Annotated in this window: 3 protein-coding genes and 1 pseudogene; all 4 read left to right on the top strand. The window is 58.0% G+C overall.

Translation table 11 applies throughout. The features are described from left to right. Nucleotides 1-67: 67 nt before the first annotated feature. A pseudogene (locus MUU53_RS23075) lies at nt 68-1,156 on the top strand (relaxase/mobilization nuclease domain-containing protein); the annotation flags it as partial. Between the two features lie 26 nt (nt 1,157-1,182). Next, entirely contained in the window at nt 1,183-1,677 is a 495-nt protein-coding gene (locus MUU53_RS23070; protein WP_247262931.1) for a hypothetical protein, read from the top strand. Beyond that, complete coding sequence (locus MUU53_RS23065) at nt 1,674-1,904, top strand: hypothetical protein (RefSeq protein WP_247262930.1); 231 nt, start codon at nt 1,674-1,676, stop codon at nt 1,902-1,904. The genes MUU53_RS23070 and MUU53_RS23065 overlap by 4 nt, the downstream gene beginning before the upstream one ends. Next, nucleotides 1,901-3,070: a TraM recognition domain-containing protein gene (locus MUU53_RS23060; protein WP_247262929.1), complete on the top strand. Its 1,170-nt coding sequence runs from the start codon at nt 1,901-1,903 to the stop codon at nt 3,068-3,070. The genes MUU53_RS23065 and MUU53_RS23060 overlap by 4 nt, the downstream gene beginning before the upstream one ends. The last annotated feature ends 41 nt before the right edge of the window (nt 3,071-3,111 follow it).

Below are 3,111 nucleotides of genomic sequence, written 5' to 3'. Positions count from 1 at the left end.
CATGGGATTCGTCAAACTCGCAGCCATCGCCATCTGGCTCAAATAGCTAAATCGTCACTACCGCCTAAGCCCGCCGGAAGACGCAAAGGTTCCGCCTTCCGTCTTCGAGGAAACAATCGACCGGATCGAAAACCGCCTCGGTCTGGAAGGCCAGCCGCGTGCAATCGTCGTCCATGAAAAGGAAGGCCGCCGGCATGCGCATTGCGTGTGGTCGCGGATCGATGCCGACACCATGACGGCGCGCACCTTGCCGTTCTTCAAACAAAAGCTCATGAGCGTGGCACGGGATTTATATCTCGATCACGGCTGGACGATGCCGCGTGGTCTTGAGAACGCGGCGGAACGTAACCCCACCAACTTTTCGTTGGCCGAATGGCAACAGGCAAAACGGCAGGGCGTAGATCCCCGCTGGCTCAAACAGACGCTACAAGATTGCTGGAAGCGCTCTGACACTCTCGGCGCATTCGAGCATGCTTTGCAGGATCGCGGCTTCTTCCTCGCCAAGGGCGACAAGCGAAGCTTTGTCGTTCTCGATCATGCGGGCGAGGTCTGGTCGCTGCCCCGCATGCTGGACATGAAGACGAAAGACGTGCGCGCCCGTCTAGGCGGCGGCGAAAATCTGTTTTCGGTCGAAGACACGCGCAAGACCATCGGCGCGCGCATGACGCCCGCCCTGCGCCGCCATATCGACGAATCCCGCCAGCAGTTCCGTGGCCGTTCCGAAAAGCTCGGCCAATACAAGGAAGAGATGACGCGCCTGCACCGCAGCGCACGGCAAAAACTCGAAGAGCGCCAGAAGGCGGAGTTTGAACAGCAAACCCGCGAACGAGTGGAGCGCCTGCCGAGAGGCTTGCGCGGCCTGTGGCATCGCCTGACGGGACAATACCAGAAGATACGAGCGCTAAACGAGATGGAAGCGCAAGCCGACCGTCTTCGGCAGGCGGAAGAGCGGCAAAAGCTGATTGAAAAACAGCTTGAGCAACGCGCCGTTCTGCAAACACAGTTCAGGGAACTGCGAAAGGCGCAGGCGGAACAATTGCTGTCGCTCCGCGCCGATATCGGGCGCTACCTCAAATTCTCTCGCGGGCAAGAGGTGCAAAGCCCGTCCCGCGCCGTGGCTCAATCCCCATCCCTTGGACTCAAACTCGAACGCTGATCCTTGAATGTGAAGGAGGAATACGCATGTCTTCCAACAATAACAACGGCGCAGGGATGGCGGTAGCCTTTGCTATCGCCATGCTCGGTATCGTGGGCATTTTCATCTTTGCCCTGCTGGCCTTCGTCGCTTTCGTCCTGACTGCCCTTGCGATCTTCGCATGGAACAGTCCCCTGACGCTCGGCAAGTGGACACTGCATCCGCATGAAGCGCGGGCGTTTGTCACGCGGGGCATTCTCGGTGCCTTTCTCGTTCCCGCCTTCCTGCTCTTCGTCAATGTATTCCTGAACATCCATATCGAATGGAACTATCTCTCCTATATGCTTGTCGGCGGTTACACACTCGGCTCCATCGGCATCGAAATCATTATGGCGGACGAGCAGACCGTAAGCGCACCGCCCGTCACGACGTACATTTCACCAACGCCGCAACTTCCCGCCTCGCCAAAACAGGCCCCGCAATCCATGGAGACCGAACCATTCCGCTTCGCAAGCTGGGACGATGAGGAGGAGCGCGGATGAGTCTCGGCAAGATCATGGAATTCTACCAGTTCTTCTGGATGTTCGAATCCCATGCGCAGCAGCGCCTTTCATGGGAGGACGCGAAGCAGGCCCGCATCGCCCGCGTCCGTGCCGAAGCGCAGGCGGCGGCGCAATTGCAAGCGATGCTGGACGCCAACCCTTCCGGCGCACTCGGTAACGCGGCGCTCAATGACGATGACGCCCTGGATCAGTCGGGGCTGTTATGAACGGCGTTGTTCTGGATCAAGTACCGCGCCGAATGCGGCGCGGGATCGAACTGGGCTTTTATCGCGGCAAGCCGCTCGTCTATGATGGCACCGAACCTGTCGCCATCGATGCGCAAGCGGGCAAAGGAAAACTCGCCCGCTTTCTCGGTGTCAATCTCGTGTCTCCCCGCACGGCGCACCTAACCAAGATCATCACCGACCCGAAGGACGCAGAACTCGCATGGATTTCATGGAAAACACTTGAGAGGCAAGGCTACCGCGTCCGCTTCATCAATCCGGGGCAACTCTATGGTTATCCTTCCGAGAGCTTCAATATAAACACGCGGCTGCTGGAAATTGCAGCGCGGCCAGCCTTGCGGCCGATCGTCTGGGATGCGGCGTATGATGCCGCTTCGTATCTTGTCCCAATCGATCCCAACCCGGCGCATCGTTGGATTGGGCAAGGCGTCCGCACGGCGTTTGCGCTCTACAACAAAATCACGGCGATTTATCCGTCAGAGAGGTTTCCCTGTACGCCGGGAGGTCTCTGGGATTTTTTCGCGCGTGGCCGTGACGATATCGCCGACGACCTGCTCGTTTGGGCAAGCCAGGGCAGATTGGAAGATGTGTCTGGCTTGTGCCGTCAGGTCGCCAGTCTTACCGAATCCACCGACCAGTGGAATGCCTACTCTTCCGTCATCATTGAGCGGCTGCAGGGATTTCAGCCGGGGTCAGCCTCGCGGCTGGTGACGGATGAAAACACTTTTGACCCGGCTGAGATGAAGAATGAGCGTACGGCGTTGTTTATTATCGGTTCGGCCAGGTCGGATACCAGTCGGACGTTTGTTGGCGCGATGACGGCGGCAATCATCGAGCGTTTCGCCGATGCACATGGCCCGCTGAGGGCACTCGTTGTCGGCGAAGAATGGGGGCAATTATATGTTTCGAACTTCTATGAAATCCTCACGCTCTACCGCGAAGGCGGTATAAACTTTCTCGGTGTGTTTCAGAATGCGACCGCCCAGATAGAAGCAAAGTATGGACGCGAAACCGCGCGCATCTGGAAGAAGGCCGTCGCGCATACGCTTTATCGCGGCCTGCCGGACAACGAGACTTTGAAAGATATCGAGCACCGTTCAGGCAAAACCTCTGGTAATCTCCCCGTTTTTAGCGGGGCTCTGCAGTAGAATTCACGCAGCCATTTTCAGTTTCTGTGCGGGCGTTATGC

Source organism: Affinirhizobium lemnae (assembly GCF_022968395.1).
Classification (GTDB): Bacteria; Pseudomonadota; Alphaproteobacteria; order Rhizobiales; family Rhizobiaceae; genus Neorhizobium; species Neorhizobium lemnae.
The sequence above is the reverse complement of the archived record's forward strand: the minus strand, read 5'-3'. Positions and strand labels throughout refer to the sequence as shown.

What these genes read in the sequence shown, in the direction of transcription:
- MUU53_RS23070 (WP_247262931.1), top strand. Translation starts at nt 1,183, where the DNA reads ATGTCTTCCAACAATAACAACGGCGCAGGGATGGCGGTAGCCTTTGCT.
- MUU53_RS23060 (WP_247262929.1), top strand. Translation starts at nt 1,901, where the DNA reads ATGAACGGCGTTGTTCTGGATCAAGTACCGCGCCGAATGCGGCGCGGG.
- MUU53_RS23065 (WP_247262930.1), top strand. Translation starts at nt 1,674, where the DNA reads ATGAGTCTCGGCAAGATCATGGAATTCTACCAGTTCTTCTGGATGTTC.